Raw genomic sequence first — 23360 nt, forward strand, 5'->3', positions numbered from 1 at the left:
TGGTGGAGCGGTCAGTCAGACTTGGTGAGCTCGGCGTACTTCGCCGAGGTGAGGAGGTTCTCGGCCGACTCGACGCGGACCTTGAACAGCCAGCCGGCGCCGTACGGGTCGTTGTTCACGATCGCCGGGTCGTCCACGACGGCGCTGTTGACCTCGATCACCTCACCGGTGACGGGCGAGAACAGGTCGCTGACGGACTTGGTGGACTCCAGCTCGCCGCAGACCGCGTTGGTGACGACCTTGGCACCGACCTCTGGCAGCTGGACGAAGACGATGTCGCCGAGCGCATCAGCGGCGTACTCGGTGATTCCGCAGGTCAGCGGGTCCTGGGTGCCCGGCGTCCAGTCGACCCACTCGTGCTCGGCGGTGTAGAGCAGGTTCTCGGGGAACTCCACGGCGCGACTCCTCTGGCTGTGACGGGTCAGGAAACTTGCGCCCCCTCCGCCGTGCAGAGTTGCCTACCCCGAGCGGTCTTGCTGCCTGAGAGTGTGCGGGAGCTTGCCCCTTCGGCGCCCCGACCGGTTCGTCGAGGTCTCTCCCACTCGGGTTCTGACGCTTGCGCGCCGCGGCCGGTGTTCAGTTCTCGGCGCGAACGCTATGTGCGGCCCCCGCCGAGTGTCAACGCAGGACGGTCGAGCGGAACGCGAACGAGGCTCAGGTCGCTCTGTCCTAGATGAACAACCAGGGGGGTACCGGATAGTGCGATCCGCACAGTGACATGACCTTCCGACTGGCCCACATTATGAGATGTCGGCCCACCGAACGGAGGAGTCATCGTGCGGATCGCAGTTCCTCGCGAGATCAAGAACCACGAGTACCGCGTCGCTCTCACGCCTGCCGGTGCGCACGAACTGACCAGCCGCGGCCACGACGTGTACGTCGAGCAGGGCGCCGGTCTCGGTTCCGCGATCACCGACGAGGAGTACCTCGCCGCGGGCGCCAAGATCCTCCCGACCGCCGACGACGTGTGGGCGGAAGGTGACCTGGTTCTCAAGGTCAAGGAGCCGATCGCCGAGGAGTACCCCCGTCTCCGCGCCGGTCAGACCCTCTTCACGTACCTGCACCTCGCCGCCGACCGGCCGCTGACCGAGGCGCTGCTGGCGTCCGGCACCACGGCCATCGCCTACGAGACCGTGCAACTGCCGAACCGCTCGCTGCCGCTGCTCGCCCCGATGTCCGAGGTCGCGGGCAGGCTGGCCCCGCAGGTCGGCGCGTTCAGCCTGATGAAGCCCTCCGGTGGCCGCGGCGTGCTGCCCGGCGGCGTCCCCGGTGTCGCCCCGGCCCGCGTGGTCGTGATCGGCGGCGGCGTGGCCGGCGTCAACGCCGCCACCATCGCCGTCGGCATGGGCGCGGACGTGCAGATCCTCGACACCAACGTCGACCGCCTGCGTCAGATCGACGCCCAGTTCCAGGGCCGGCTGCGCACGCTCGCCTCGAACTCGTTCGCCATCGAGCAGGCCGTCCGCGAGGCCGACCTGGTCATCGGCGCCGTGCTCGTCCCCGGTGCCGCCGCCCCGAAGCTCGTCTCGAACGCGCTGGTCGCGGACATGAAGCCGGGCTCGGTGCTCGTCGACATCGCCATCGACCAGGGCGGTTGCTTCGAGGACTCCCGCGCCACCACGCACGCCGAGCCGACCTACGAGGTCCACAACTCGGTGTTCTACTGCGTGGCGAACATGCCGGGTGCCGTCCCGCGCACGTCGACCTACGCGCTGACGAACGTGACGCTGCCGTACGCGGTCGCGCTGGCCGACAAGGGCTGGGAGAAGGCGCTCAAGGACGACCGTTCGCTCGCCCTGGGTCTCAACGTCCACGCCGGGCTGCTGACCAACGGCCCGGTGGCCGAGGCGACCGGCCTCGTGCACACGCCGCTGGAGACCGTGGTCTAGGACCAACTGAATGAATGAGGCCCCCGCACGCGTGAATCGCTGCGGGGGTTTCGCCTATCTTAGGGCGGCGACGCGCGCCTTGATGCCGTCGATCACGCAGTCGAGCCCGAACTCGAACTGTCCTTCCAGCGACCAGATCTCCTGCTCGTCCAGCATCCTGACGTAGTTGGGGTGCTTCTCCCGGTACATGTCGGCGATCTTCGCGAGGTCCGGCGGCGGCGAGTCCATCCCGCCGCGGGCGATGAAGTTGACCTCGGCGATCGCGTACCCGACGACGAAGCTCGACACCGTCGAGATCGACTGCGCCGCGGCGGGCAACGACAGGCCCGCTCTCAGCATGGGTTCGAACATCGAGTCGGACATCGCCACGGCCTTCGGGCCGATGCTGTTGAACTCACCGATGCCCCGGATCCACCACGGGTGCCTGTGCGCGAGATGACGCATCGCGTTCATCATCCCGCGCACTGCCGTCTCCCAGTCTTCGTCGGGGCCCGGCAGGGGGAACTCGCCGTAGATCTCGTCGAGGCAGAGTTCGATCAGCGCGTCCTTGGTCGGCACGTGCCAGTACAGCGACATGGGGGCCGCGCCCAGTTCGGCGGCGAGTTTGCGCATGGAGAGCTTCTGCCTGCCGTGCTCGTCCAGCATCTCCATCGCCTTGTGGACGATCGCCTCCCGGCTCAGGCCGAGAGGCTGCCCGCTGCTGGGCCTGGGCTTGCCGAACCACACGCTGTCCACAGGCCGATCCTAGGCACGCCGCAGCAACACGCTGGCCACAACACCTCCCAGGAACACGGCGATCGCACCGATCACCAGGCTCACGCTCATGCCGTTCGAGAACGCCTCGCGCACGACCGTGATGTCCGCACCGCTGTGCAGCGCCTCACTCAGTGACCGCCCTGGAACGCCGTCCGGCAACGACGCCACGAACCGTGCCGACAGCAGTGCGCCGAGCACGGCGATGCCGAACGACGAGCCCAGCTCCGTCAGCGTGCCGGACAGCCCGGACGCGATGCCGGCGCGTTCCGGCGGGATCGAGCCCATCAGCGCGTTGACGGCGACCGGTTGGGACACACCGACTCCGACGCCGATGAGGATCAGGCCGGCCAGCGTCGGCGGGTAGGTGGTGCCGATCGACAGCAGTGCCACGCCGCCCGCGACGATCGTCATGCCGAGCAGCATCGCCCTGCCCGCGCCCAGCTTGATCACGAGCTGTCCCAGGGTGTTGCTGGTGACGAGCAACGCGATGGCCATCGGTGCCACGCGCACGCCGGCCTCCAGCGGGCTGTAGCCGAGCACGCCCTGAAGGTGTTGCGTCAGCAGGAAGAGCGAGCCCGCCATGCCGAACGCCGCGAGCACGCCGGACGCCACCGCGCCGGTGAAGCGGCGGTTCCTGAAGAACCCGAGATCGAGCATCGGATCGGCGGTGTGCCGTTCCCACAACGCGAATCCGGTCATGGTGACGAGCCCGATCGCCACCGGGACGCCGAACTCGGCCGAGCCGAACCCGTGCTCCGGCACCTCGATCACCGCGTACACGATCGACACCATGCCGATGATCGACAGGATCGAGCCGAGCACGTCCGGTTTGCGCACGGTCGGGTCCTTTGACTCCGGCACGAGCATCGCGACGGCCGCGATCGCGAGGATCGCCACCGGCACGTTGATCAGGAACACCGAGCCCCACCAGAAGTGCTTGATCAGCGCGCCACCGATCACCGGTCCCGCCGCGAAGCCGAGACTCGTGACGGCGGCCCAGATGCCGATGGCCTTCGGGCGTTCCTCGTCGTCGAACAACTGCATCAGCACGGCGAGCGTGCCGGGCATCAGCACCGCGGCGCCGATCCCCATGAACCCGCGGGCCGCGATCAACGCCTCGGACGAGCTCGCGTAGGCGGCCACCGCGCTACCGGTGCCGAACAGCGCGAGACCGGCCAGAAGTGCCCGCTTGCGACCGAACCTGTCGCTGAGCGATCCGGTCGTGAGCAGCAGGCCCGCCAGCGCCAGCGAGTAGGCGTTGATCATCCACTGGATGTCCGCGGTGCTCGCGTCCAAGCCCGTCGAGATCGACGGGATCGCCACGTTGAGAACGGTGTTGTCCAGCACCACCACCATCACGGACAGGCAGAGCACGCCGAGCACGGCCCAGCGTTGGGGGTGCGGGCGCACCCCGACCTTCTCGGTCGTCGAAGTCATCGTTCCTCCCCCTTACGGTGTACGAGGAACTTACAGCGTACGAGAGTGCGGGGCGCAAGCCGATTTCGCGCAGAGCGTGCGGACGCGAGGAAAGAAAGGGGAAGAAAGACCTGGGGGGCGGGGTGTCCCCCGACAAGCACTGCGGGCTCCGGCGAAATTGGTCGAAGACCAATGAACGCCGGAGCCCGCCACGTAAAGGGCGGCCGCGCTCAACCAGCCTGGGGGTCACTGGGAGCGGGGCCGCCGTGTCCAAATATAGCGGGCCTTGGGCAGGCGCGCCCAGCACCCCCACCGAAACGCGACCCAAAAGTTTCCCCGAGTGGACCACTGGCCGTGTCCGGCCAGTCCAGCAAACGAGTGAATTCGCTGTTTCCCGGTGCGGCGAGCAGGGGGTTCGGCCGATGAAGACGGAGTCGGGTGTCCCTCGAAGGGAGATTCCATGGCTGAACCACAGGGATGGATCCACTGCCACGACCCGTTCGGTCGGGACAGATCGATGACCGTTCTGGTGGAGAACGACCGGGTTCTGCTGGTCACGCCTCCTGGCGAGACCGCTGTGATGTCCGCCACTCAGACGCGTCGCCTGGGCTCTTTGCTCGACCAGGCCACGGCGAAGATGTGATGGACGAGACCCTCCGCGACGCGGTGCTGCAACGCCTGGCACTGCTGGACAAAGTCGCAGAGCACGGAGAGGCCGAGGCGCTGGTTCCGTTGGCCCGCGCGGAGATCCACCGCCTGGCGGACGGCTGGCGGCTGTTGCTGACGGTGCACCAGCCCGACGAGGACGGCCGGTGCAAGGCCTGTCCCGGCTGGCTGCGTCGCCGCCGGTGGCCGTGCCAGATCTGGAACATGGCGCACCAGCACCTGATCGGCGAGGGGCTGCCTCACCGCGAGCGGCGCCGGCCGTTGCGCAACCCTTTCACTCGATCAGGTGTTATCGAACTGCCGGAGGAGACCCCGGCGGAGATGACCACCGAACTGCCGATCATGCGGGACGAACCGTCGGTCGTGCATCGCGCGCCCGTCGTGTCTCGGCCCAAGCACGCCTTGCCGGACTGACGTATCAGGCAGGATGGGCCGCATGCATGACGGCAGCGGCCTCATCGCGGTCCAGAACCTGTCCAAGCAGTTCGGTTCTGTCATGGCCGTGCACAACCTGAGCTTCACCGTGTCCCCCGGCAGCGTGACGGGCTTCCTCGGTCCGAACGGCGCCGGCAAGACGACGACCCTGCGAATGCTGCTGGGTCTCGTCAAGCCGACGAGCGGCACGGCGACGATCAACGGACGACCGTTCCACCAACTCGGCCAGCCCGGCCGCGTGGTGGGCGCGGTGCTGGAGGCGCAGGGGTTCCACCCCGCCCGCTCCGCCCGCAACCACCTGCGCGTGTACGCGTCGGCCATCGGCGTGCCGGACGCGCAGGCCGACCAGGTCCTCGGCCTGGTCGGCCTGGGCACGGCCGCCGATCGCAAGGTGGGCGGGTTCTCGCTCGGCATGAAGCAGAGACTCGCGCTCGCCACGGCGTTGCTCGGCGACCCGCAGGTGCTCGTGCTGGACGAACCGGCGAACGGGCTCGACCCCGAGGGCATCGCGTGGCTGCGGACGTTCCTGCAGTCCTACGCGCGCATGGGACGCACGGTGCTGATCTCCAGCCACCTGCTGGCGGAGGTCGAGCAGACCGTCGACCAGGTCGTGATCATCTCGCGCGGGCAGACGATGTTCTACGGGCCGCTCGACCAGTTGCGGCAGTCGCAGCAGCGGCGCGTTCTCGTGCAGCCGTCGGACCTCAACGCGCTCGCGAACGCTCTCCGTGCCGAAGGCGTGCAGGCGATCGAGCAACTGCCGGACGGCAGGCTCGCGGTGTCCGGTGTGGACTCCAAGTACGTGGCGGACTGCGCGTTGAAGGCCGGTGTGTCGATCTACGGCATCCAGGAGGAACAGATCGACCTGGAGCGGTTGTTCTTCCAGCTCACCAGTGGCCAGTACGCCGGGAGCGCACCGGCGCCGTATCAGCAGCAACAGCAGGGTGGTTGGGCCTGATGGGCAACCTCGTACAGGCGGAGCTCCGCAAGACGACGACGACCGGCCTGTGGTGGGGTCTGCTGATCCCGACCGCGGTGCTGGCGCTCGGCTGGGGACTCGCGACCGGTCTGCTGGGACAGTTCTTCGTGGACTTCGCGTCGTCGAGCGACGTGGACGAGGTGTCCGACTTCCTCGGGGTCACGCCGGACCAGTGGAAGATCTCGCTGTTCGGCATGGCGCGGGCGATCAACATCTCCACGATCTTCCCGATGATCTTCGGCGCGATGGCGATCTCGGGCGAGCTCAACCGCAGGACGATCACGACGACGTTCCTGACCGCGCCGTCGCGGATGCACTCGATGCTGGCGAAGATGCTGGTCTACGTGCTGTGGGGCGCGATCTACGGCCTCGCGATCATGCTGTTCCTCGGCATCGGCGTGGTGCTCACCAGCGAGTCCGGGCAGCTGCCGGACGCCGGTGGGTGGGCGATGCTGACGCTGGTCTGCGTGCTGTCGTCGATCCTGATGACGATGTTCGGCGTCGGCGTGGGCGCGCTCATCCCGAACGTCGCCGGGACGATCGTGTTGCTGCTGCTGTACTTCCTGGTGATCGAGAACGTGCTGCACTTCGTGCTCGCGTACCTGGAGGTGCCGGCGGTCATCGGCTTCCTGCCGAACGGGTCGATCAACGGGCTCACCGGGGCGGTCGCGGTCGACCTGTTCCTGTCGTCCGCGGGCGTGGTGCCGCCGGAGATCGAGGACGTGCTGCGCGCGATCGCCGGTGCCGGCGGGGCGCTCGACTGGTGGTGGTCGGGCCTCGTGTTCCTCGCCTGGTCCGGGATCGTCTTCGCGGGCGGCTGGGCGGTCACGCAATCCAAGGACATCACCTGACCTGCGGTTTCTGACGTCACATTTTTATGTCGGACCCCGAACGTACTGTGGGTCCCGTGACAAAGGGCTGGATCCGCCGACTGACCGCAGCGTGCTGGCAGCACCCCCGCCTGGTGGTGTTGTCGGTGGTCGCCGCGGTCGTCGGCGTGGGTCTGCAGGCGGCGGGTCCGTTGCTGCTCAAGACCGCGATCGACGACTCGACGGTGGGCCGCACCGACCGGCTGTGGCCGCTCATGGTGGCGCTGATCGTTCTTGAATTGCTCACGTTCGGGTCGGCGTTCCTGCGGCGCTATCTGGGCGGGCGGCTGGCTCTGGGCGTGCAGCACGACCTGCGGCTCGGCGTGTTCTCCGCGGTGCAGCGGCTCGACGGCGCGAAGCAGGACGAGCTGCGGACCGGGCAGATCGTGTCGCGCTCGATCACCGACCTGCAGCTGGTGCAGTCGCTGCTGATGATGGCGCCGCTGGCCGTGGGCACGGTGGTGTTCGCGGTGGCCGCGCTGGCGGCGATGATCTACCTGTCGATCCCGCTGACGATCATCGCGGTGATCGTGCTGCCACTGGTGGCGTGGCTGGCCGGGCGCACCCGGCTGACGCTGTTCCCCGCCACCTGGTCGGCGCAGCAGCGGGCCGCCGATCTGGCGCAGCACGTCGAGGAGACCGTCACCGGTGTCCGCGTGGTGAAGGGCTTCGGCCAGGAGGCGCGCGAGGTCGCGCGGCTGGAGAAACACGCCAAATCGCTGTTCGCGGAACGGATGCGGGCCGCCCGGCTGTCGTCGAAGCCGCTCGCGACCGTGACGGCGCTGCCGTTGCTCGGCCAGGTCGCGGTGCTCGGGCTGGGCGGCTGGCTGGCGTTGCACGGTCAGGTCACGCTGGGCACGTTCCTGGCCTTCACGACGTACGTGGCGAACCTCGTCGGGCCGACGCGGCTGCTGTCGAGCCTGATGGTGTCCGCGCAGCTCGCCCGCGCCGGCGTGGAGCGGGTCTACGAACTGATCGACTCGCAGCCGGACGTCACGGACGGCCCCGGCGAGGTGCCGGACGGGCCGCTCGGGGTCTCGTTCTCCGGCGTGACGTTCGGGTACGCCCGCAGCGAGCCGGTGCTGCAGGACTTCTCGATCTCCGTGGAGCCCGGCGAGACGCTGGCACTGGTCGGCACGTCCGGTTCCGGCAAGTCGACGGTCTCCCTGCTGCTGCCGCGTTTCTACGACGTGCACGCGGGTGCCGTGCGGGTCGGCGGCGCGGACGTGCGGACGTTGAAGCTGGAGTCGTTGCGCGGCACGGTGGGCGTGGTGTTCGAGGAGGCCTTCCTCTTCTCCGACACGGTGTTCTCGAACATCGCGTACGGCCGGCCTGACGCGTCGCGGGCCGAGGTCGAACGCGCCGCGAAGGCCGCCGAGGCCCACGACTTCATCCAGGCTCTGCCGCTCGGCTACGACACGGTCGTCGGTGAGCGCGGCCTCACGTTGTCCGGCGGCCAGCGCCAGCGCGTGGCCCTGGCTCGTGCGCTGCTCTCCGACCCGCGCATCCTCGTGCTGGACGACGCGACGTCCGCCGTGGACAACGCGACCGAGGCGGCCATCCACGCGACGCTGGCCTCGGTGACGGCGCACCGCACGACTTTGCTGGTGGCGCACCGGCGTTCCACCCTGTCGCTCGCCGACCGGATCGCGGTCCTGGACGCGGGGCGCGTGATCGACATCGGCACGCACGCCGAACTGATGGCGCGCTGCGCTCTCTACCGCGATCTGCTGGCGGGCCCCGGCGAGGCGATCGAGTCCGCCGCGCCCGTCCGCACCGGTGAGCTGTGGCCGGCGCTGTCGCAGGAAGACCTGGACGAACGCCTGATCGCCGAGGCCAGGACCTCCACTCCCGCCTCCGGCGGGCGCCGTGGCGGTGGTGGAGGCGGCGGTGCCGGCGGCGGGATGTCCGCGCTGGCCGGCGGCCCGCCCACCCCGGAACTGCTGGCGCAGGTGCGGAAACTCCCGCCCGCCACCGAGATCCCGGTGCTGCACGGCGAAGACCCGCGCGCCCCCGATCCCGCCTTCCGCCTCGCCCGGCTGCTGCGCCCCGTCCGCTGGACGCTGGGCGGCGTGGGCGCCCTGGTGGTGCTGGACGCGCTGGTCGGCATGGGCATGCCGTCGCTGGTGCGGCTGGGCATCGACGGCGGTGTCGTGGGAGGCGCCGAGTCGTCGTTGTGGCAGGCCGTCGTCCTGGGCGTGGGCCTGGTCGTGGTCGGCTGGCTGACCACGGCGAGCAGCACGATCTTCGCTGCCCGCCTGGGCGAGCGCCTGCTCTACCTGCTGCGCGTCCGCAGCTACGCCCACCTGCAACGCCTCGGCCTCGACTACTACGAGCGCGAGATGGCCGGCCGCATCATGACGAGGATGACGACGGACGTCGACGCCCTCTCGACGTTCCTGCAGACCGGCCTGGTCACCGCCGTGATCAGCCTGATCACGGTCGTGGGCATCACCGCGGCCCTGGTGTTCACCGACGCCTCGCTGGCCCTGATCGCCCTGTCGGTGCTGCCGATCCTGGCCGTCGCGACGGTGCTCTTCCAACGTCTCTCGTCCACCGCCTACGCGGAGGCCCGCGAACGAGTCAGCGCGGTCAACGCCGATCTCCAGGAGAACGTGTCGGGCCTGCGCGTCTCCCAGGCCTACACGCGGGAACGCCGTTCGGCGGAGGCCTTCGCCGAACGCAGCGACGCCTACCGCCGCACCCGCCTGCGCGCCCAGCGCTACATCGCCACGTACTTCCCTTTCGTGGCAATGCTTTCCGGTGTGGCCCAGGCGGTGGTCCTCGCCGTGGGCGCCCACCGCGTGGCGACGGGCTCGCTGACTCCGGGCGTCCTGCTGGCGTTCCTCCTCTACCTGGGCCTGTTCTTCAGCCCGATCCAGCAGCTCTCCGGCGTCTTCGACGGTTACCAGCAGGCCAGGGTGGGCCTGCGCAGAATCGGCGACCTCCTGCGCACCCCGAGCACCGTCGAACCACCGCCGGACCCGATCCCGGTCCCACCCCGCCTGCGGGGCGAGGTGGAGCTGCGCGCCGTCTCCTTCACCTACGCGGGCGCCGAGACCCCGGCGCTCGACAACGTGTCCCTCCACGTGAAGCCAGGCGAAACCGTCGCCCTCGTGGGCGAGACCGGCGCGGGCAAGTCCACCCTCGTCAAACTCATCGCCCGCTTCTACGACGCCACGAGTGGTGCGGTCCTGGTGGACGGCGTGGACGTCCGCACCTACGACCTCTCCGCGTACCGCCAACGCCTGGGCGTGGTCCCCCAGGAGGCCCACCTGTTCGGCGGCGACCTGGCCGCCAACGTCGCCTACGGTCGCCCCACGGCCACCGAACAGGAGATCCAGCGGGCCACCGAAGCCGTCGGCGCCCTCCCCATGGTCGCCACCCTGCAGAACGGCTTCCACCAGCCCGTCGGCGAACGAGGCAACCACCTCTCCGCGGGCCAACGCCAGCTGGTGGCACTGGCCAGAGCGGAGTTGGTCAACCCTGACCTTCTCCTCCTGGACGAGGCGACCGCCGCCCTCGACCCGGCCACGGAGTCGGCGGTGCTCGCGGCCAGTGACCACCTGGCAGGAGCCAGAACGACCTTCGTGGTGGCCCACCGCCTGGCCACCGCGGCCAGGGCCGACCGAATAGTCGTGCTGGCGGGCGGCCGGATCATCGAACAGGGCACCCACGCCGACCTCTTGACGGCCAACGGCACCTACGCCCGCCTCTGGCGCCACGGCGACACCCCGGAAGCCGCCTGAGCCCGAGCCCACCAAGCAGCGCCCGCCGTGCCCACCCGTCCGCCGGGTGGGCACGGGCGCCAGGTGAGCACGGGGCGCCGAGGAACAGGGATGGCGAGGCAAGCAGCCCTTCCGCCAACGAGAACGGCCACCGCCGGCCACAGCAACGCAGACACCTGGGATGTCGACGGCTGGGACCGTTCGTGGCGGCCACCCGCACGAACCCTTGCGGTTCCTCATCCGAACGAACCCTGCGGCACCCGCCCGTACGAACTTCTGCGACACCCACCAGCACGAACCTCGGTCACTCCACCAGTCCCGCCCCGGCGGCGCCAGCACGCGAACCTCCGTGACCCCCACCAGGCCCGAACCCCGCGACAGCACCAGCACGAACCCCGTGGCCCCCACCACGAACTCTCGTCCCCGCCCTGCTCCATGACGTAGAACCAACCCCCAGGCCGGCCAGGTCGAAGGAGCCCAAGCCATGCCCACCCGCCCCTCGGTCCTCTACGTCTCCAACCTCGCCTACCCGGCCAGAGGCCGCCGCTACTGCGACGAGGACATCTACCTGACCTCGCACCTCAGACAGCACTTCGACCTGGCCGTCTGCCACCCGGAGGACGCCGCGGCCGTGATGGCGAACTTCGACGTCGTCGTGGTCCGCAACAGCGGCCCGGTGATCGACTACCTCCCCGCCTACCGCCACTTCCGGGCGCAGGCTGAGGCCACCGGTCAGCGCGTCTACAACCCGCTGAGCGGCAAGGCCGACATGGCGGGCAAGCAGTACCTGGTCGACCTGACCGGGCAGGGCTACCCGGTCATCCCCACGGTCGGCCACCCGGACGAGCTGAACCGCCTCCCCCAGGCCGGCACGTACGTCGTGAAGCCCAAAGCCGGCGCCGACTCGCACGGCCTGGAATTCGTGGACCGCGACGAGGTCGGGAGCAGAACCGGTGACCTGCTCATCCAGCCCAAGATCGATTTCCGGTACGAGGTGTCGTTCTACTTCGTGGACCACGACTTCCAGTACGCGCTGCACGCACCGGACCCGGCCCAGCGCTGGGAACTCACCCGGTACGCCCCCACGCCGGAAGACCTGGAATTCGCGCAGAGGTTCATCGACTGGAACGGCCTCGGCCACGGCGTCCAGCGCGTCGACGCCTGCCGGACCCAGGACGGCGACCTGCTCCTGGTCGAGTTGGAGGACCTGAACCCGTACCTGTCCCTGGACCGGACGTCCGACGAGACCAGAGCCGCGTTCACCGCGGCGTTCACGGCCTCGATCAGGCGTTCACTGACCTGAACTGACAGCGGGCAAGATCAATCCGCAGAGCGGGCGCGTTGTACCTATCGCCAACTACTCGGGCCCGAAGGGATCGAGTAGTTGGCTCGACACCTCTGAGGCGTTGTTCGCGTTCCTCGTCCACCGCTGGCTGTGGTGTGCGGGCCGCATCTACCGACTGCTCAGGCAGCAGTTGGTAAGGGCACGTTGACAAGTACCCACGCGCGCCGTGCGCGATCACGGATGTTCACGGCGGCGACGACGTCGGCGGGCCCAGCGAGACCGCACTGACGACAGGAGAAGGAGTCCCGGGTGGGTCGGTTGGAGCGGGACGTGTGCTTGCACCTCGGGCACATCTGTGAGGTGTGGTGGGCATCGACCAGCAGCACGGGCACCCCGGCCCGGCGGGACTTGTAGGTGATGTGTCGCTCGAGCTGGTGGAACGGCCAGGAGGACAGCGTGGCTCGCTGGCGCCGGTGTAGCCGTACCCGGTCGCGGATGCCGCGGAGTTCCTCCAGGGCGATGCCACGGCCGGTGCGTTCGGCAACAGCCACGATGTCCTTGGCGATGCGGTGGTTGATGTGCGTGGCGTGGCGCTGTTCTCGACGAGCCCGCCGCTTGACCCGGCGCGTCGCCGACTTGGTGCGCTTGGCCTGCAATTCAGCACGTTTACGCGCGTACCAACGCCGATAGCGCTGCAACCTGCGGCCTTGGAAGTTCTCCAGATCGCTGGTGGTGGCCAAGTTGGAGATGCCCCGATCGACACCGATCCAATCGATCGGCTCGAACAGCGGTTTCTCCGGAATCTCGCAGGTAGCGATCAGGAACCACATGCCATCCCGCACCACCAGGTCCGACTCACCCCGACGATGCTCGCGCAAGGTCCTCAGCTGCTCGGACGAACCCGCGAACGGAATGTCCCTCAGCCGACCAGCCGTGGTCCAGATGCTGACCGTTCGCGCGTCGAGTTGCCACGACAAGCACCGATCGTCGAACGGCTGCGCCGCGTGTGCGCGGAACGCGATCGGCTTCGAGCAGGCCTTGATCCGGCGCGTGGATTTCGCGCCGCCGAGGTTGCCCGCGCGAATGTTCGCCTGGAGTGTGGCGTAGGCGTCGACGACCTTCTTCACCACCCGCACCGCCGGCTGTGCCGACAGGCCGAACCGATCCTTGATCTCGTGGTAGCACTGCTTCTGCAACTCGTTGCGAGACTTCGTGTCCTGTTCGAACGCCACCCGCGAGACGACGTCGGCAGCCTCGTTGCAGGCGCGCAGGGTCGCTGCCAAAGCCGACGCATGCGCCTGCGTTGGCAGTAGCCTCACCTGCACAGCCAGCTTCACCCAAACGACCCCACCGAACACGTGTTCGGCACTTTCACGGCATCGGCTCCGACTCAGCCGTGCACGGCCCGGCATTCAGGTGAACTGATCACCGCGCTCGGTGCGTATGCCCGTCCAACAGCTCCGTGAGCTTTACCCGAAAGTGAGGAGACGTAGTGAGGAGACGTAGTGAGACGCACATCAAGAACTGCTCAACTGCGGGTGACGCCAGGGCCGTCCTGATCGATCCTGTGACAGAGCACTCCTTGCCATGTGCCTCCAGCGTGTGAAGGCCCGTGCCAGGGGGACTAACCTGACTACCGCATGAGTCAACACCAAGAGCGAGATGGATAGAGGCGAGCGCCAGCCGTGTCCAGCAGCAGTCCTGCGTCACAATTCGGGCCGAACGAATGGCTCGTCGAGGAGATGTACGAGCAGTTCCTCGCGGACCCGTCATCCGTAGACCCGGCATGGCACGACTTCTTTGCCGACTACAAGCGGGCGGGCGGCAACGGTAGTACCGCCACGGCAAGCGCGGGTGGCTCCACGGCCACCACGACCGCGACCGTGACGCCGCCGGCCGCGGACAACGGCAAGCCAGCGCCCGCCGCCGCACCCAAGCCTGCCGCGCAGTCGCAGCCGAAGCCGGCGGCCTCGTTGCCGTCGACCGGCAAGCCCGCGCCGCAGCAGGCCGCGAAGGCCGCCCCGGTCAAGCCGAGCGCGCAGCCCGAGCAGAAGCAGTTGCGCGGTGCCTCCGCCGCGATCGCGAAGAACATGGAGCTGTCGCTCACCGTTCCGACCGCGACCAGCGTGCGTGCCGTGCCCGCGAAGCTGCTGGCCGACAACCGCATCGTCATCAACAACCACCTGAAGCGGACGCGCGGCGGGAAGGTCTCCTTCACGCACGTCATCGGCTACGCGGTGGTCCGGGCGCTGCAGGCGTTCCCGAACATGAACCGGCACTACGCCGAGGTCGACGGCAAGCCGTTCGTCGTCACGCCGGAGCACGTCAACTTCGGCCTGGCGATCGACCTGCCGGCCAAGGACGGCAGCCGCACGCTGGTCGTCGCGTCGGTCAAGGGCTGCGAGAACATGACGTTCACGCAGTTCTGGCAGGCCTACGAGGACCTGATCCGCAAGGCCCGCGGTGGCTCGCTGACGGCGGACGACTTCTCCGGCACCACGATCTCGCTGACCAACCCCGGCACGATCGGCACCAACCACTCGGTGCCGCGACTGCAGGCCGGTCAGGGCGCGATCATCGGCGTCGGCGCCATGGAGTACCCCGCGCACTTCCAGGGCACCAGCGAGCAGGCCCTCACCGACATGGGCGTCAGCAAGATCATCACGCTGACCTCCACGTACGACCACCGCATCATCCAGGGTGCGGAGTCGGGCGAGTTCCTCAAGCGCGTGCACCAGCTGCTGCTCGGCGAGGACGGCTTCTACGACGACATCTTCGCGTCGCTGCGGCTGCCCTACGAGCCGATCCGCTGGGTCGCCGACATCCCCGAGGGCGCTGTCGACAAGACCGCGCGCGTCATCGAGCTGATCGACGCGTTCCGCACGCGCGGTCACCTGATGGCCGACACGGACCCGCTGAACTACCGCCAGCGCTCCCACGCCGACCTGGACGTGCTCAGCCACGGCCTGACGCTGTGGGACCTCGACCGCGAGTTCCCGGTCGGCGGCTTCGCCGGCAAGGAGCGGATGAAGCTCCGCGACATCCTCGGTGTGCTGCGCAACTCGTACTGCCGCACCGTCGGCGTCGAGTACATGCACATCCTCGAGCCCGAAGAGCGCCGCTGGATCCAGGAGCGCGTCGAGGTTCCGCACGAGAAGCCGCCGGCCACCGTGCAGAAGTACATCCTCAGCAAGCTGAACGCCGCCGAGGCGTTCGAGACGTTCCTGCAGACGAAGTACGTCGGCCAGAAGCGCTTCTCGCTGGAGGGTGGCGAGACCGTCATCCCGCTGCTCGACGCGGTGCTCGACAAGGCCGCCGAGCACGAGCTCGACGAGGTCGTCATCGGCATGCCGCACCGCGGCCGCCTGAACGTGCTCGCGAACATCGTCGGCAAGCCGATCTCGCAGATCTTCCGCGAGTTCGAGGGCAACCTCGACCCCGGTCAGGCGCACGGCTCCGGCGACGTGAAGTACCACCTCGGTGCCGAGGGCAAGTACTTCCGCATGTTCGGCGACGGCGAGACCAAGGTGTCGCTGACGGCGAACCCGTCGCACCTCGAAGCGGTCGACCCGGTGCTCGAGGGCATCGTGCGCGCCAAGCAGGACCTGCTCGACAAGGGCGGCGACTTCTTCCCGGTGCTGCCGGTCGCCATGCACGGTGACGCGGCGTTCGCCGGTCAGGGTGTCGTGGCCGAGACGCTGAACCTGGCGCTGGTCCGCGGTTACCGCACCGGTGGCACGGTCCACATCGTCGTGAACAACCAGGTCGGCTTCACGACCGCGCCGGAGAACTCGCGGTCCTCGAAGTACTCGACCGACGTCGCGAAGATGATCGGCTCGCCGGTCTTCCACGTGAACGGCGACGACCCCGAGGCCTGCTACTGGGTCGCGAAGCTGGCCGTCGAGTACCGCCAGGCGTTCGCCAAGGACGTCGTGATCGACATGGTCTGCTACCGCCGCCGCGGCCACAACGAGGGCGACGACCCCTCGATGACGCAGCCGGCGATGTACGACGTGATCGACCAGAAGCGCTCGGTGCGCAAGACCTACACCGAGTCCCTGATCGGCCGCGGCGACATCACGGTCGAAGAGGCCGAGAAGGCGCTGCAGGACTTCTCCAGCCAGCTGGAGCACGTCTTCAACGAGGTCCGCGAGCTCGAGAAGCACCCCGTGACGGTCAGCCCGTCCGTGGAGGCCGAGCAGCAGATCCCGGCGAAGCTGCCCACGGGCATCTCCCGCGAGACGCTGGAGCACATCGCCGACTCGCACGTGAACCTGCCTGAAGGCTTCACGCCGCACGCCCGCGTCAAGCCGGTGCTCGAGCGCCGGGCGAAGATGGCGCGCGAAGGCGGCATCGACTGGGCGTTCGCCGAGCTGCTCGCGTTCGGCTCACTCGCGATCGAGGGCCGCAACATCCGCCTGGCCGGCCAGGACTCGCGCCGCGGCACGTTCGTGCAGCGCCACGCGACCCTGATCGACCGCAAGACCGGCGGCGAGTACACGCCGCTGCAGCACCTGTCGGACGACCAGGGCAAGTTCATGGTCTACGACTCGGTGCTGTCGGAGTTCGCGGCGGTCGGCTTCGAGTACGGCTACTCGGTGGCGAACCCGCAGGCGCTGGTGCTGTGGGAGGCGCAGTTCGGCGACTTCGTCAACGGCGCGCAGCCGATCATCGACGAGTTCATCTCGTCCGGTGAGGCGAAGTGGGGTCAGCGTTCCGACGTCGTGATCCTGCTGCCGCACGGCCACGAGGGCCAGGGCCCCGACCACACGTCGGGCCGCATCGAGCGCTGGCTGCAGCTGTGCGCCGAGGGCTCCATGACCGTCGCGGTGCCGTCGACGCCGGCGAACTACTTCCACCTGCTGCGTCGCCACGCCCTCGACGGCGTCGACCGGCCGCTGATCGTGTTCACGCCGAAGTCGATGCTGCGTCTCAAGGCCGCGGTGTCCGGCACGGACGAGTTCATCGACGACCGCTTCCACTCGGTGATGGACGACCCGACGATCAAGGACCCGAACGCCGTCACGAAGGTCCTGCTGTGCAGCGGCAAGATCTCCTACGAGCTGCACGCCGAGCGCGAGAAGCGCGGCGGCGGCGACGTGGCGATCGTGCGCGTCGAGCAGCTCTACCCGGTCCCGGCCCGCAAGCTGACCGAGACCCTGGAGCGCTACCCGAACGCGAAGGACGTCCGCTGGGTGCAGGAGGAGCCGGCGAACCAGGGTGCCTGGCCGTTCTACGGCCTGGCTCTGCCGGAGCTGCTGCCCGAGCACCTCGGCGTGGTTCGCCGCGTGTCGCGCCGCCCGATGGCAGCCCCGTCGGCCGGTTCGAGCAAGGTGCACGAGGTCGAGCAGCGCGAGATCATCACCCGCGCGTTCGAGTAAGCCAGTCCTGAACGAACGAGCCGCCGGATTCCCTTGGAGTCCGGCGGCTCGTTTTCTGAGCCCTCACAGGAGTTCTGCCATGTACCACACCGATCGCGGCATCGAAGAGCTGGAGAAGCGGCGCGGCGAGGAGGAGGTCACCTTCGCGTGGCTCGCCGACAAGCTCCGGGAGTTCGTCGACGCCAACCCGGACTTCGAGACGCCCATCGAGCGCTTCGCCACGTTCCTGGCGCGCGATGACGACGACTTCGAGGACTGAGCAGTTGCTCCCCGGCCTCGGCTGATCCGGGCGAGCTACCAGGCGTAGGCCTCCGGGGCCGGCTTCGACCCGTTCGGCGCCGGCGCCGGGAACAGCTCGTCGAGCTTGCCCAGCACGTCCGCGTCGAGCTTCAACTCCGCGGCACGCAACGAGTTGTCGAGCTGCTCGATGGTGCGCGGCCCGATGATCGGCGCGGTCACGCCTTCCTGGTGCAGCAGCCACGCGAGGCCCACGTTCGCCGGGTCCTCCCCGATCTCCGCGCACAGCTTCTCGTAGGCGTCGATCGTGTCGCGGTACTTCTCCAACGCGTCCGCGGACCGCCCAGACGCCGAACGAGAAGCCCCGCCCTCGCGCTGCTTGCGCAACACGCCGCCCAGAAGCCCGCCGTGCAGAGGCGACCACGGGATCACGCCGAGCCCGTAGTGACGAGCCGCGGGCAGGACCTCCAGCTCGACCCAGCGCGTCATCAGGTTGTAGATCGACTGCTCGGACACCAGGCCGAGGAATCCGCGGGTGCGCGCGGCCTCGGCGGCCTGGGCGATGTGCCAGCCGGCGAAGTTGGACGAGCCGAAGTAGATGACCTTGCCCTGCTGGCGCAGCACGGAGAAGGCTTCCCAGATCTCGTCCCACGGGGTTTCGCGGTCGACGTGGTGCATCTGGTAGAGGTCGATGTAGTCGGTCTGCAGGCGCTTCAACGACGCGTCGGCGGCGCGGCGGATGTTCAGCGCCGACAGCTTGGTCTCGTTCGGCCAGTCACCCATGCTGCCGTAGAGCTTGGTGGCGACGACGGTCCGTTCGCGCCGGGTGCCGCCCTTGGCGAACCAGTTGCCGATGATGTTCTCGGTGACGCCCTCGCCCTTCTTCCAGCCGTAGACGTTGGCCGTGTCGAAGAAGTTGAGGCCGTGCTCGTGGGCGCGATCCATGATCGCGTGGCTGTCGGCCTCGGAGGTCTCGGGACCGAAGTTCATCGTGCCGAGGCACAGGCGGGAGACGGACAGGCCGCTGCGACCGAGGTTGGTGTACTCCATGGTCTCCACCCTGCCTCGCGGCGCGGCATTGTGCCACGTGGAGCTGCTCCAGCTCGCCACAGATTTGACAGTGTTGAGGGCCAAATTTTCTCCACTGCCATTTCACCCACCTGTGAAGTTACGTTCATCGCGTTCGACCCTGCCAGGAGGAACTCGATGAGAATCAACACCTGCATTGCGGCGGCATTGTTCGCGACCGTTCTCTGCACCCCGACGGCCACCGCGCAACAAGCTCTGCGCGGCGTTGGCGAGGCCGTCCCCGGCAGCTACATCGTCGTTCTCAAGGACGGCGTCAGCGCGTCCCCGCAGGCGTTGGCGAGCAAGTACGAGGGCAGGCTCAAGCGGACCTATCGCGCCGCTCTGCACGGCTTCTCCGTGCGGGACATGACCGAGCAGCAGGCCAGGCGACTGGCTGCCGACCCCGCGGTCGACTACGTGCAGCGCAACCTGATCATCTCCGGCAACGACACCCAGCCGAACGCGCCGTGGAATCTGGACAGGGTCGACCAGCGCGCTTTGCCGCTGGACCGCCAGTACACCTATCCGAACAACGCGGCGAACGTGCGCGCGTACGTTGTCGACAGCGGCGTTCGAATTACGCACAACGAATTCGAAGGACGCGCGTCGCACGGTTTCGACTTCGTCGACAACGACGCGGACGCCAGTGACTGCGCGGGCCACGGCACCCATGTCGCCGGCACGATCGCGGGCAGGACGTCCGGGGTCGCGAAGCGGGCACAGGTCGTCAGCGTGCGGGTGCTCGGGTGTGACAACAGGGCCGACCAGGACAGCGTGGTCGCCGGCGTCGACTGGGTCACCGCCAACGGCGTGCGCCCCGCCGTGGTCAACATGAGTCTCGGCGGGCGGGGTCAGGACGACGCTCTCGAACGCGCGGTCACCCGGTCGATCGCGGCCGGCTTCACCTACGTGATCGCGGCGGGCAACGACGGCCGCGACGCCTGCGGCTACACGCCGGCCCGGCTGCCGGACGCGATCACGGTCGGCGCCACGGACGCCAACGACAACCGGTCCGTCTGGCCGCAGTGGGGCACGGCGTCGAACTGGGGCCGGTGCGTCGACGTCTGGGCACCCGGCACGGACATCAGGTCGGCCTCGCACGCCGACAACTTCGGTCTCCGGCTCGACAGCGGCACGTCGATGGCGACGCCCGCCGTGGCCGGAGCGGCGGCGGTCTACCTGAGCACGCACCCCGGCGCGACGAACCGGCAGGTGCGGGACGCGCTCGTGAACGACGCGAGCACGAACCTCCTGCGCGGGCTGCAGATCGGCTCGCCCAACAGGCTGCTGCGCATCGGGCAGTAGGGAACAGGAACCCGGTGCGCAGTCGTGGGAGTAGCGAGCGAGGGCCGCTACTCCCACTCCCACTTGATGCCGTGCACGGAGCCCGCCTGGGCTTCGTGCACGACCAGGTGCGCGGAGGCGGTGGTGCCGATCCAGAGATCGCCCGTGTCCACGTCGGGTGCGCCCTTCTCGGACCGGGTGAAGCTGTGACAGCGCACGGGCACCGCGTCGGGGTGGAACTCGACCTCCAGCACGTAGTCGCGCAGGTTGCGGATGAACGTGCGGTCCGCCGACACGCTGTCCGCGCCGGGGTCGGCGATCATCCTGAGGTCGACGAGCGCGGTGTCCCCCGCCCGCAGCACGCGGTCGAGGATGACCTCGGCGACGAGCAGGTTGTGCTCGTCGTCCCTGCGCACCCTGCCCACCCGGCACGACTTCTCGGCGACGATGTCACCGGTGGAGAGGTCGGTGTCCTCCGCGACCTTCGCGACGAGGAGCCGGTCGACCCCGTCCTCGAAGGCCTCGATCACCGAACTGGTCCGCATCTCGATCTCACGCCGGTCGGGACCGATCACCACGACGTCCCGCAGACTGATGTACTTCGCCGGGGAGGCCAGCAGCCTGTCCACGCGGTTGATGGCACGACCGAGGTCGACCGCGGCCTCCTGCCAGATCCCCTCCAGCGCGGCGGCACGCTCGACCCATCGCCCGCGCGGCCGCTTGTCGCCGAGGCTGCCGGTCAACGTTCCCGGCGCCAGCTTCAGGATCTCCTCCAGCGCGGCCACCGCGGCGAGCGACTCAGGCCGTTCCGGACGGCTGCGCCCGCGTCGCCAGTAGCTCAGCGTCGACAGGCTCACCTGCACGCCGCGCAACTCCAGGTGGTGCTGGATCCGCTCCAGACTGAGACCGCTGGCCTCCACGGCCTTCGTCAACGCCTCGGCGAATTCCTGCACGCCCGAATGCTACGGCCAGTGATCAAATCCGGCTCGTCCAGGCACGGCGAGTGCCCGAAAACGGTGTCAAAACAGTTTTGACAGTATTGAGAACTGAAGTTTCGAACCTGTTATCCGAAGCACAACTGGCGTTAGTTTCTTGGTGTTCCCCAGTTCATTCCCTGCCAGGAGGAACCCATGGCACTTCGGCGTCATGTCGCCATCGCGGCGGCATTGGGCATCGCTTCCACAGCGATGTGGACGCCCACCGCGATCGCCGAGGAAGCGGTGCTCCCCGGTGCGGGCGCACAGGCGGTCGAGGGCAGTTACATCGTGGTGCTGAAGGACGGAGCGCGCACCCCTGCCAGCGCGTTGGCGTCCCGCTACCAGGGCGATGTCAAGCACACCTACAGCGCCGCGCTGAACGGGTTCTCGGTCACCGGAATGTCCGAACGACAGGCGCGCAGGCTCGCCGCCGACCCGGACGTGCAATTCGTCGAGCGCAACACGGTCGCCACGATCCAGGCCACACAGTCGAACCCGGTCTGGGGTCTCGACCGGATCGACCAGGCGAACCTGCCGCTCGACCAGAAGTACACGTACCCGAACACCGCGTCGAACGTGACGGCGTACGTTCTCGACACCGGAATCAGGAAAACGCATTCCGAATTCGAGGGCCGTGCTTCCGACGGTTACGACTTCATCGACAACGACGCGGTCGCGCAGGACTGCCAGGGCCACGGCACGCACGTCGCCGGCACGGTGGCGGGCAAGACCTACGGCGTCGCGAAGAAGGCCAAGCTCGTCGGCGTGCGTGTCCTCGACTGCAACGGCAGCGGCGCGTGGGACGGCATCATCCGCGGCATCGACTGGGTGACGGCCAACGGCAAGAAGCCCGCCGTCGTCAACATGAGCCTCGGTGGCAGCGGCACGAACGCCTCGCTGGAGAACGCCGTCAAGCGCTCGATCAGCGCGGGCTTCACCTACGTGCTGGCGGGCGGCAACAGCGGCCAGGACGCGTGCAACTTCACCCCGGCCCGCACGCCGGAGGCGATCACGGTCGGTGCGTCGGACCGCGCGGACAAGCGTTCGATCTGGTCGGCGGGCTCGTCGAACTACGGCCAGTGCCTCGACATCTGGGCACCGGGCAGCGACATCGTGAGCGCCTCGCACAGCAACGACACCGGCACGCGGTCCATGGGCGGCACGTCGATGGCCTCCCCGCACGTCGCCGGAGCGGCCGCGCTCTACCTGAGCGCGAACCCGTCCGCGACACCCGCCCAGGTGCGCAACGCCCTGGTCGGCGCGGCCACGCCGAACAAGCTGACCGACATCAAAACGGGTTCACCGAACCTGTTGCTGAAGGTCTAGGAACCTGCTGTCGCCGCCACCCTGCAGCGGCGACGGCCATCCTGGGCGCCCTTGATGAGCAGGCCGAATGCGGCTCGGCCGAGCGCATCGTTTCGACTGGGGGCGCTTGCGGTGGGAGTGGGAGTAGCGGCTACTCCCACTCCCACCGCACTCCATAGATTCCGGGCTTCGAGTTACGCACATGGATGTGCGTCGACGCCGTCGTCCCGATCCACAGGTCGTTCAGAGCAGTCTCCGGCTCGTGCAACGACGGCCGCGCGAACTGGAAACAGCGCGCCGGCACCGCGTCCGGGTGGAAGTCGATCTGCAGCGTGTAGTCGTTCACCGGACGCAGGAACCGCCGGTCGCAGACCTCGCTGTCGGCACCGGGTCTCATCCGGACCACGTAGTCGACGAGAGCCGTCTCGCCCGCTCTGAGCATCCGGTCGAAGAGGATCTCCGCGACGAGGAACCCGGTGGAGTCCTCGCTGCGCACCCTCCCCAGCCGGCACGGCGGTCCCGCCTCGATCGACGGCACGCCGAGGTCCGTGGCATCGGCCAGCTGGATCGCGAGGAACCTGTCGACGCCGTCCTCCAGCGCCTGGATCACGCCGGTGCAGTGGTTCGAGACCTCACGGCGGTCCGGCCCGATCACCTGCCGGTCCTGCACGCTCAGGTACGTCGTCGCCGTCGGCTGCAGCCGGTCGATCCGCGACATGACCTCACCGAGGTCGGTGGCCCGCGAGTCCCACATGTCCTCAAGGGACAGTGATTGGTCCACCCAGCGCCCACGCGGCCGCTTGTCGCCCAGCCGATCTGTCAGGAAGCCTTCACCGAGGTCGAGCAGTTCCTCCAGCGCGGCGACGACCTTCAGCGACTCGGGGCGTTCCGGCCGGCTGCGGCCGCGGCGCCAGTAGCTGAGCGTCGAGATGCTCACCTGCATGCCGCGCGCGGCCAGGTGGTGCTGGATGCGTTCGAGACTGAGGCCGCTGTTGTCGACGGCTTTCGTCAGGGCCTCCGCGAAATCCACCACGGGGACACCGTACGGCCCCGCACCTTCCGCCAGTAGGCCCACACGGAGGGCA

The 23360-nt window shown here is 68.5% G+C and carries 18 protein-coding genes and 1 riboswitch; of the genes, 11 read left to right on the forward strand and 7 right to left on the reverse strand.

The window, feature by feature from the left end; all coding sequences use genetic code 11:
* Nucleotides 1-11 precede the first annotated feature (11 nt).
* On the reverse strand, nt 12-395 hold the full coding sequence (gene gcvH / locus ACIRG5_RS31995; protein WP_319975277.1) for a glycine cleavage system protein GcvH: 384 nt from the start codon (nt 393-395) through the stop codon (nt 12-14).
* 63 nt (nt 396-458) lie between these two features.
* A riboswitch (glycine riboswitch) is annotated at nt 459-551 on the reverse strand.
* 225 nt (nt 552-776) lie between these two features.
* On the opposite strand from gcvH, the gene ald reads away from it, so the two are divergent.
* Nucleotides 777-1889 (forward strand): alanine dehydrogenase, encoded by a 1113-nt coding sequence (ald, locus tag ACIRG5_RS32000; RefSeq protein ID WP_319975276.1) that lies wholly within the window; start codon nt 777-779, stop codon nt 1887-1889.
* Nucleotides 1890-1943: 54 nt separating this feature from the next.
* On the opposite strand, the gene ACIRG5_RS32005 is transcribed toward ald, so the two are convergent.
* Nucleotides 1944-2624: a TetR/AcrR family transcriptional regulator gene (locus ACIRG5_RS32005; protein WP_402911585.1), complete on the reverse strand. Its 681-nt coding sequence runs from the start codon at nt 2622-2624 to the stop codon at nt 1944-1946.
* Between the two features lie 9 nt (nt 2625-2633).
* Nucleotides 2634-4082, reverse strand: a complete 1449-nt coding sequence (locus ACIRG5_RS32010; RefSeq protein ID WP_402911587.1) for an MFS transporter — start codon at nt 4080-4082, stop codon at nt 2634-2636.
* Between the two features lie 439 nt (nt 4083-4521).
* Here ACIRG5_RS32010 and ACIRG5_RS32015 point away from each other — a divergent pair, with 439 nt between their 5' ends.
* The 6 genes from ACIRG5_RS32015 to ACIRG5_RS32040 all read left to right on the forward strand — a co-directional run bounded on the left by ACIRG5_RS32015 (nt 4522) and on the right by ACIRG5_RS32040 (nt 12041).
* The gene (locus ACIRG5_RS32015; RefSeq protein ID WP_045312139.1) at nt 4522-4704 is read left to right on the forward strand and encodes a hypothetical protein; all 183 of its coding nucleotides are present in this window, start codon (nt 4522-4524) and stop codon (nt 4702-4704) included.
* On the forward strand, nt 4704-5141 hold the full coding sequence (locus ACIRG5_RS32020) for a hypothetical protein (RefSeq protein ID WP_402911591.1): 438 nt from the start codon (nt 4704-4706) through the stop codon (nt 5139-5141). The genes ACIRG5_RS32015 and ACIRG5_RS32020 overlap by 1 nt, the downstream gene beginning before the upstream one ends.
* Before the next feature lie 22 nt (nt 5142-5163).
* Nucleotides 5164-6120, forward strand: coding sequence for an ABC transporter ATP-binding protein (locus ACIRG5_RS32025; protein ID WP_402911593.1), 957 nt, complete (start codon nt 5164-5166; stop codon nt 6118-6120).
* Nucleotides 6120-6992 carry a hypothetical protein gene (locus ACIRG5_RS32030; RefSeq protein ID WP_319975271.1) on the forward strand — a complete coding sequence of 291 codons (873 nt, stop codon included), beginning with the start codon at nt 6120-6122 and terminating at the stop codon, nt 6990-6992. The genes ACIRG5_RS32025 and ACIRG5_RS32030 overlap by 1 nt, the downstream gene beginning before the upstream one ends.
* Before the next feature lie 26 nt (nt 6993-7018).
* Complete coding sequence (locus ACIRG5_RS32035) at nt 7019-10759, forward strand: ABC transporter ATP-binding protein (RefSeq protein ID WP_402911596.1); 3741 nt, start codon at nt 7019-7021, stop codon at nt 10757-10759.
* A 463-nt stretch (nt 10760-11222) separates the two neighbouring features.
* The gene (locus ACIRG5_RS32040; RefSeq protein WP_402911598.1) at nt 11223-12041 is read left to right on the forward strand and encodes a hypothetical protein; all 819 of its coding nucleotides are present in this window, start codon (nt 11223-11225) and stop codon (nt 12039-12041) included.
* Nucleotides 12042-12202: 161 nt separating this feature from the next.
* Here ACIRG5_RS32040 and ACIRG5_RS32045 read toward each other — a convergent pair whose 3' ends face one another.
* Nucleotides 12203-13360, reverse strand: coding sequence for an RNA-guided endonuclease InsQ/TnpB family protein (locus ACIRG5_RS32045; RefSeq protein ID WP_402911601.1), 1158 nt, complete (start codon nt 13358-13360; stop codon nt 12203-12205).
* Nucleotides 13361-13708: 348 nt separating this feature from the next.
* On the opposite strand from ACIRG5_RS32045, the gene ACIRG5_RS32050 reads away from it, so the two are divergent.
* Both ACIRG5_RS32050 and ACIRG5_RS32055 read left to right on the forward strand, forming a co-directional pair.
* Nucleotides 13709-17404 carry a multifunctional oxoglutarate decarboxylase/oxoglutarate dehydrogenase thiamine pyrophosphate-binding subunit/dihydrolipoyllysine-residue succinyltransferase subunit gene (locus ACIRG5_RS32050; protein ID WP_402911604.1) on the forward strand — a complete coding sequence of 1232 codons (3696 nt, stop codon included), beginning with the start codon at nt 13709-13711 and terminating at the stop codon, nt 17402-17404.
* A 79-nt stretch (nt 17405-17483) separates the two neighbouring features.
* The gene (locus tag ACIRG5_RS32055; RefSeq protein WP_030471325.1) at nt 17484-17663 is read left to right on the forward strand and encodes a DUF6104 family protein; all 180 of its coding nucleotides are present in this window, start codon (nt 17484-17486) and stop codon (nt 17661-17663) included.
* A gap of 35 nt (nt 17664-17698) precedes the next feature.
* Here ACIRG5_RS32055 and ACIRG5_RS32060 read toward each other — a convergent pair whose 3' ends face one another.
* Nucleotides 17699-18691, reverse strand: coding sequence for an aldo/keto reductase (locus tag ACIRG5_RS32060; protein ID WP_319975267.1), 993 nt, complete (start codon nt 18689-18691; stop codon nt 17699-17701).
* 156 nt (nt 18692-18847) lie between these two features.
* Between ACIRG5_RS32060 and ACIRG5_RS32065 the strand changes: the two genes are divergently transcribed.
* Nucleotides 18848-20014, forward strand: a complete 1167-nt coding sequence (locus ACIRG5_RS32065) for a S8 family peptidase (RefSeq protein WP_402911607.1) — start codon at nt 18848-18850, stop codon at nt 20012-20014.
* Between the two features lie 47 nt (nt 20015-20061).
* Here the strand turns inward: ACIRG5_RS32065 and ACIRG5_RS32070 are convergent, their stop codons facing one another.
* Nucleotides 20062-20946 carry a hypothetical protein gene (locus ACIRG5_RS32070; RefSeq protein ID WP_402911608.1) on the reverse strand — a complete coding sequence of 295 codons (885 nt, stop codon included), beginning with the start codon at nt 20944-20946 and terminating at the stop codon, nt 20062-20064.
* A 177-nt stretch (nt 20947-21123) separates the two neighbouring features.
* Between ACIRG5_RS32070 and ACIRG5_RS32075 the strand changes: the two genes are divergently transcribed.
* Nucleotides 21124-22296: a S8 family peptidase gene (locus ACIRG5_RS32075; protein ID WP_402911610.1), complete on the forward strand. Its 1173-nt coding sequence runs from the start codon at nt 21124-21126 to the stop codon at nt 22294-22296.
* A 130-nt stretch (nt 22297-22426) separates the two neighbouring features.
* On the opposite strand, the gene ACIRG5_RS32080 is transcribed toward ACIRG5_RS32075, so the two are convergent.
* A complete protein-coding gene (locus ACIRG5_RS32080) occupies nt 22427-23308 on the reverse strand; it encodes a hypothetical protein (protein ID WP_319975263.1) in 882 nt (293 codons plus the stop codon).
* Nucleotides 23309-23360 lie beyond the last annotated feature (52 nt).

It is taken from the genome of Lentzea sp. NPDC102401 (genome assembly GCF_044765805.1).
GTDB classification, from domain to species: domain Bacteria; phylum Actinomycetota; class Actinomycetes; order Mycobacteriales; family Pseudonocardiaceae; genus Lentzea; species Lentzea sokolovensis.